Source organism: Ectothiorhodospira sp. 9100, assembly GCF_022227565.1.
Classification (GTDB): Bacteria; Pseudomonadota; Gammaproteobacteria; order Ectothiorhodospirales; family Ectothiorhodospiraceae; genus Ectothiorhodospira; species Ectothiorhodospira marina.
On record NZ_JAJNAN010000082.1, the window covers coordinates 1 to 5,398 of the forward strand.

11 protein-coding genes and 1 pseudogene are annotated in these 5,398 nt (G+C 59.7%); 3 read left to right on the forward strand and 9 right to left on the reverse strand.

The features are described from left to right. Positions 1-138: 138 nt before the first annotated feature. Entirely contained in the window at positions 139-411 is a 273-nt protein-coding gene (locus LPW29_RS14675) for a type II toxin-antitoxin system YafQ family toxin (RefSeq protein WP_238628632.1), read from the reverse strand. After that, positions 411-668, reverse strand: a complete 258-nt coding sequence (locus tag LPW29_RS14680) for a type II toxin-antitoxin system RelB/DinJ family antitoxin (RefSeq protein WP_238628633.1) — start codon at positions 666-668, stop codon at positions 411-413. Before LPW29_RS14680 ends, LPW29_RS14675 begins: the two co-directional genes overlap by 1 nt. A gap of 558 nt (positions 669-1,226) precedes the next feature. Here LPW29_RS14680 and LPW29_RS14685 point away from each other — a divergent pair. Beyond that, entirely contained in the window at positions 1,227-1,505 is a 279-nt protein-coding gene (locus tag LPW29_RS14685) for a type II toxin-antitoxin system RelE/ParE family toxin (protein WP_238628634.1), read from the forward strand. An 11-nt stretch (positions 1,506-1,516) separates the two neighbouring features. After that, a complete protein-coding gene (locus LPW29_RS14690) occupies positions 1,517-1,789 on the forward strand; it encodes a HigA family addiction module antitoxin (protein WP_090255810.1) in 273 nt (90 codons plus the stop codon). Between the two features lie 392 nt (positions 1,790-2,181). Here LPW29_RS14690 and LPW29_RS14695 read toward each other — a convergent pair whose 3' ends face one another. From LPW29_RS14695 to LPW29_RS14710, 5 genes and pseudogenes are all read right to left on the reverse strand, one after another. Beyond that, the gene (locus LPW29_RS14695; protein WP_238628635.1) at positions 2,182-2,454 is read right to left on the reverse strand and encodes a hypothetical protein; all 273 of its coding nucleotides are present in this window, start codon (positions 2,452-2,454) and stop codon (positions 2,182-2,184) included. 38 nt (positions 2,455-2,492) lie between these two features. Continuing rightward, positions 2,493-2,759 (reverse strand): nucleotidyl transferase AbiEii/AbiGii toxin family protein, encoded by a 267-nt coding sequence (locus LPW29_RS14700; protein ID WP_338018711.1) that lies wholly within the window; start codon positions 2,757-2,759, stop codon positions 2,493-2,495. Continuing rightward, the gene (locus LPW29_RS15575) at positions 2,756-2,998 is read right to left on the reverse strand and encodes a type IV toxin-antitoxin system AbiEi family antitoxin domain-containing protein (protein ID WP_255705835.1); all 243 of its coding nucleotides are present in this window, start codon (positions 2,996-2,998) and stop codon (positions 2,756-2,758) included. The genes LPW29_RS14700 and LPW29_RS15575 overlap by 4 nt, the downstream gene beginning before the upstream one ends. 5 nt (positions 2,999-3,003) lie before the next feature. Beyond that, positions 3,004-3,510, reverse strand: a complete 507-nt coding sequence (locus LPW29_RS15580; RefSeq protein WP_338018712.1) for an AbiEi antitoxin N-terminal domain-containing protein — start codon at positions 3,508-3,510, stop codon at positions 3,004-3,006. A gap of 246 nt (positions 3,511-3,756) precedes the next feature. After that, a pseudogene (locus tag LPW29_RS14710) lies at positions 3,757-3,961 on the reverse strand (sterol desaturase family protein); the annotation flags it as partial. A gap of 97 nt (positions 3,962-4,058) precedes the next feature. Here LPW29_RS14710 and LPW29_RS14715 point away from each other — a divergent pair. Beyond that, on the forward strand, positions 4,059-4,304 hold the full coding sequence (locus LPW29_RS14715; RefSeq protein ID WP_238628637.1) for a hypothetical protein: 246 nt from the start codon (positions 4,059-4,061) through the stop codon (positions 4,302-4,304). Between the two features lie 351 nt (positions 4,305-4,655). On the opposite strand, the gene LPW29_RS14720 is transcribed toward LPW29_RS14715, so the two are convergent. Further along, positions 4,656-5,000: a type II toxin-antitoxin system RelE/ParE family toxin gene (locus tag LPW29_RS14720; protein ID WP_090253519.1), complete on the reverse strand. Its 345-nt coding sequence runs from the start codon at positions 4,998-5,000 to the stop codon at positions 4,656-4,658. Next, entirely contained in the window at positions 4,997-5,239 is a 243-nt protein-coding gene (locus LPW29_RS14725; RefSeq protein ID WP_370642851.1) for a type II toxin-antitoxin system ParD family antitoxin, read from the reverse strand. Before LPW29_RS14725 ends, LPW29_RS14720 begins: the two co-directional genes overlap by 4 nt. Positions 5,240-5,398: the final 159 nt, after the last annotated feature.

A 5,398-nucleotide genomic window follows, 5' to 3' on the forward strand; every position in this document is an offset into this window, starting at 1 on the left:
ACGACCAGTCCAGTTGGGCGCGCTGATGAGACTGCTTTGCAATGGACTGCGGCCCCTTCTCGGCTACCTACGACTGCCCGCTCTGGGTCGCGACCTGTCAGCGGCAGTGGCGGGCCCTGAGCATCCAACACCCAGCACTTACTCGCGGAACAAATCCGCATGGCTACCGGTCCGGGCCAAGTGCAACTCGTCGCCGACAACGCGGTACAGCATCAACCAATCCGGCTCGATATGTGCGTCTCGATAGCCGCGCCAATTTCCTCGCAAGGAATGATCCTGATACGCCTCGGGCAATGGGGCCTTTTCCATCAGAAGGCCCAGCACAATCCGCAACTTGCCCATGTCCTTACCACGTTTCTGAAGCCGTTTCACATCGCGTTTGAACTGGCTGGAACAGACCGCAGTCAGCATCAGATACTCAGATCATCGAAAAGCTCATCAGCGCTATTGAACCGCTTTCCCTTACCAGAATCCAGGTCGTCCAACGCCTTGGCAGTCATCAAGTTGGGCACCTGAACCGCGAAGGGAAGTCGCTGTTCATCGGCAATGCGCAACATCAGCAAGCGGATTGCGTCGGACACAGACAACCCCATGGCCTCCAAGGCCGCGGTGGCACGTTCTTTGGTTTCGCTGTCGATACGAGCTCGAACCACGGTATCCGCACTCATGGCGTCCCTCCTGATATTCTATAGCCACGTTGTAGCTACATTGTATGCATAAGAGGGCACTGGTGTATATCCCGCACTGCCTCCGACACGGGGTCGCCTACTCAAATAAAGCCATTCAGGTCCGACCCTGACGCGGGACGCGCAAAAGGATCAGGTCCCGCCCTGTAGCATGCAGACTACCCCTTGACCGCGTCATCGTCTGTGCAGTTGTGCCCGCTCTCGAGCATTGTGCGGTCTCTTGTCACTGCAGGCCGAGTGGCCGGTCAGGGTCGGCTCGAGACACCCAACGACCGATGGTGGCAGTGGCCGGCCCTGAGCGGACATCGGAGGGCTTGGATCTGAGCGGCTGAAGTCGCTTCTCTAACGGACACGCCGAACCAGCCTGGTCCACAGGGGGAGCGCTTCGGGAAGGCCTTCAAGGTTGAAGGGTGAACGGTGAAGGTTTTACGGGTTTCACAAAATTGGTCTCAGCAGTCGGAACCAGGTGTGGATGAAACTTGGTGCGTCAAGTGATGGACGTCATTGCATGACGTATACCGACACTATACGATCAGGTGCGTGATCAAGAGCTTCCGGCACAAAGGCCTTCGAAAATTCTTCGAGACTGGGTCCAAGGTGGGTATCCAGAGCGGGCATGCTGCCAAACTGTCCCGTCAACTCGCTGTGCTGAATCGGACTAGCACCCCGGAGGACATGAATCTGCCGGGCTGGGCTTTGCACCCACTCAGAGGCAACCTGTCGGAGCATTGGTCCGTTTCGGTCAGCGGCAACTGGCGGCTGACCTTCAAGTTCGATAACGGTGATGCAATCCTGGTCGATTATCAGGACTACCACTGAGGAGGGTCATGATGACGATGCACAATCCACCGCACCCCGGAGAAATCCTGCGAGATGACGTGTTGCCAGCGCTGGGGCTTTCGGTGGCAGCCGCGGCTCGCGAACTGGGCGTCACGCGGGCAGCGCTGTCCCGTGTGCTTCACGGTCACGCGGGTATTTCACCAAAGATGGCTTTGCGCATCGAGCGCTGGCTGGGTGTGGAGCAAGGCGGACGTGCCGAAGTCTGGGCAGGAATGCAACTCGATTACGATCTTTGGCGTGAGCGCCACGGCAAGGCGGCTTAGTGTTGGGACTGCGGGGTATCCCCGAAATAACGTGGTACCGGATCGTGAGTTGACGAGGATCACCCGACGGCCCCGGCGCTGGTCGACATTCGCACTCATCAAGTCACAGTTCATCCCGCGGGGGCTTCTTGATCTGTGGTCTTCAATCCCATCGCATCCGGGGTATTTCGAGTGGCAGCTGTGAGTACGACTGGAGTCTCTCTACACCTCCACAGACCGTCCGCTATGGGTCGGCAAGGGACAACGATCGGCAAGGCACGGCCAAATACCCCCGCCCTGCCTTGGGAGTCCCAGTGTCCTGAAGCAGGCCGACCCACGGGCGGTCTTGGCAGTGGCCAGGACATCAAACCCGGCTTCCCCTGCTCGCGCTAACAAGCTCACGGCCCCATGGGCTACGAGTTGCGGAAAAGATTTTCGAGTTCCACGCGCTGCGCGGCATGTTTGGCTGCGTTCTCGTGCGCAAGCTTTTTCAGGTTGAAGAGTTTCCAGCGGACGGCTGGAAGGGTTTGTGCCTGCGGCAAGCCGATCGTCCCGAAATCAGGTTCGCCGTCATGCAGGCTGAGTAGGAATTGCACGATATTGTCACACAGGCGACCGCGGATATCGGCGATGAGCCGAACTCTGCTCGCTTCGAGCTCGTCGACTGAGATCGGGATGGTCGTCATGCCGACGAAATCCCTGGCATAAGGTTCGTTCAGATCGCTCAGTCCGGGCGCGAGCAGTGTGTCGGGCGCGGGTGCTGGCGATCGACCGCCGCATGGAGTTTGCCACCGAACAAATCCTCAAATGACACAACCTGGACGGCGGCATAGCCGAATTCATCTTCGACCGTTGAGGATAAGGCGCGGCGTTCAGGATCGTGCACGACGCCCCGCGTGAGCAGTGCCGCCCTTGAGCGCGAACACGGGTTCCGCCTCGATGAAGGGCAGCAGGCGCACCAGAAGCGCGACCTGTGCACTATAGGCGTCACGGGCCATCGGCATCCCCCGTTGGGATATCAACGAATTCGGGCGGGACCATGATGCGGTAGCGCGGATGGATTTTGCCGCCCGTTATCAGGGCGCGGTCACCCGTGCCGAGGTTGAAGTCATCGGGGTTAACACGCTCGCGCCAGACATGTTTGTGGCGGTCGGCGAAGACGAAGAATAGGCGTCTGAGCTTGATCTTGCGGCAGCTCTGCAGCAGCGCCGTCAGCTGGCGAGGCCGCATCGTCGCTAGCCCCTCGAAACCATGTCAAGGTTATGAAAACTCTCATGCGCGGGCAGTTCGTCAAGTGCTTCGAGGATCGCGCGCTCGGGCGAGGATATTCGGAGCGTCCAGCCCCAGGGCAGAGTCGGGGCATTGCCATGTTTGTATTCCGTCAGACCGAGCGACGGGTCATCGAACAGGGACAGGGGGCGGCTGATGAGCGGCGCATCGAGGGTGAGACGCGACAGCCAGCTCGGTGTGTCACTGCCGTAGACCCACACGGGCGGATGCGCACCCAGCGGGAGATAGTGGCGGTAACCCTGGAGGTCAAGGGCGGACATGCCACCAACATGGACTTGATAACCCATGATTTTTTGGAGAGACAGGATGCAACTCTTCCAGTCCGGAGGGGCTGACTGCGGCGTGGGGCGACGGAAGACACCGCGCTCCAGGCGCTCCAGCCAGCCGCGATCCACGTATTTCCGGGTGAGGAACCGGTTGACGCCGTGGTTCTCCAGCCAGCGCGCATCCACTACAAAACCTGCGGGAACAGCTTACAAGACGCTCTTCAGCTTTCCCTTTATTTATGCGACTCATGGTACACATCATTAGTAATGATCGAAGATTAATGCAAGCCTGCTTCGGACTTGCACGATTATGGGTGCTTCCGGTCGCCGGCACGAATTGCAATATCCCAAAAAGGATACCCGCGATAGAGGTTTTCGGGCGTCCGCAGCGCAGCAGTGAGGAGTCGTTCGTGAGCAACGGCTCGGCGGCGGCTCATTGATGCCGATCGTCATGCGATCGTGCCCCTACCGGGGCTGGGTGGGCCTGGTAGGTACCCAGCAGCCGGTCCCAGCAGGACAGGTTGAAACCGAAATTGCTATTGGTCTCGTTGGGGTGCCAGGAATGATGCACGCGGTGAAAGTCAGGCGTGACGATCACGCGCCGCAGCGCACGGTCGAGGCGGTGAGGGAGTCGCACAGCACATTATGGGCGCCGGGCATCAAGGCCTGCCAGCGCGGCGTTGTGGATACTACGGATAGGCAATGAACCTGTCCCCATTGGATACTGGGCCACGATGATCGAGAACGGGAGCCGCGCCATGAATGGCTGGAATCGGCAATGGCTGGTCAGCGGGGTCCTGCTGGCGTTCATCGCGGCCGTGGTGACCCTGGGCGTGCTTTATCGGGATGCCCTCAGCGTGGAGTGGGTACGCCAGCAACTGGACCAGTTCGGTGCCTGGGCACCCGTCGTGTTCATGTTGACGCACTATGTGGCTGCCACGCTGCCCTGCATGATACCCGGGGCACTGGCGTATGTCTGAATCGGTCATGCCGGGGCAGAGGCTATCGCCGGCGGCGAGCGCGCTATCCAGGCCGTGCTGATCGCCATCGGTCTGCTAGCCATGGCCATCTTCCTGCCAAGACTGGTGTGGCGCATTCGTCGTGAATCGGTACCGGGCCTGGATGACTTGCCGGATGAACGCGAACCGCGATGAAACATTCACACGAGCTGATCCTCATCGGCGGCGGCGTTGGCGGACTCATCATTGCCAGCGTTGCCGGGAAGTTGGGCCTTGCCCCCTTGTGGAAGTCAAATATCGTTTCCGGCTCTTTCAGGATTGGTCTGAACGAGCGCGGTCGGGGCTGGTGAGCGAGTCCGAAGTTGAGCGCGCCTATTGGCATAATATGCCAACATTGTCGGGCTCTTGCATCCACACCGGGATGTCCCTCTGGCCATGCAGCACACGCCAGACGTCGATGTGGTGCGGATGCTCAACGTAGAACACGACATGCGGGTAGCGTGTCAGCGGCCAAGCGCACAGGCCGGGCAAATTGAGTTCGTGTGCGTAGCGCGTTGAGCCCGTTGCCGGATGGCGACCGATGTGGCCGTAGGCCTTCTCCAGTGCATTGATGAAGCCGAGCGCCACAGCTTCGCTGGCCTCACTCAGGTAGTAGGCAAGAGCCTCGTCAACATCCCGGCTGGCCTGCTCACGCGGGATGACTGCCTTGGCTTTCACTCTTGAGCGCCGGCCTTGGCGCTCTTGCGCACCCGGTCACGCAGGCCTTCAAAGTAGCGGGCATCGGCTGTTGCTGCCGGGACCGAGGCTGCTCCTGCCAACAGCAGCTTCCGCAGATGCAAGCGCTCTTGATCCTTGCGAATCAACTCACGCACGTACTCGCTGCTGGTGCCATAGCCACGCTGGCTGACCTGTTCGTCCACGAAGGACTTCAGACTATCCGGGAGAGAGATGTTCATCGTGCTCATGAAGCAAGCGTAGGTCTTTTGGCAAAATTTGGCAAGATCCGCTTCTTCGGGGCGGTGACCGATATAGTGGCTGGCCGCGGATACACCGCTTCCACAAACGGGCCGGTATGCATGCTCAAAATCTCCTTTCCTCTTCGTGCAGAGCTACTA

What these genes read in the sequence shown, in the direction of transcription:
- LPW29_RS14675 (WP_238628632.1), bottom strand. Translation starts at nt 411, where the DNA reads ATGCTGACTGCGGTCTGTTCCAGCCAGTTCAAACGCGATGTGAAACGG.
- LPW29_RS15575 (WP_255705835.1), bottom strand. Translation starts at nt 2,998, where the DNA reads ATGCGGCCTCGCCAGCTGACGGCGCTGCTGCAGAGCTGCCGCAAGATC.
- LPW29_RS14680 (WP_238628633.1), bottom strand. Translation starts at nt 668, where the DNA reads ATGAGTGCGGATACCGTGGTTCGAGCTCGTATCGACAGCGAAACCAAA.
- LPW29_RS14695 (WP_238628635.1), bottom strand. Translation starts at nt 2,454, where the DNA reads ATGACGACCATCCCGATCTCAGTCGACGAGCTCGAAGCGAGCAGAGTT.
- LPW29_RS14690 (WP_090255810.1), top strand. Translation starts at nt 1,517, where the DNA reads ATGACGATGCACAATCCACCGCACCCCGGAGAAATCCTGCGAGATGAC.
- LPW29_RS14715 (WP_238628637.1), top strand. Translation starts at nt 4,059, where the DNA reads ATGATCGAGAACGGGAGCCGCGCCATGAATGGCTGGAATCGGCAATGG.
- LPW29_RS14725 (WP_370642851.1), bottom strand. Translation starts at nt 5,239, where the DNA reads ATGAACATCTCTCTCCCGGATAGTCTGAAGTCCTTCGTGGACGAACAG.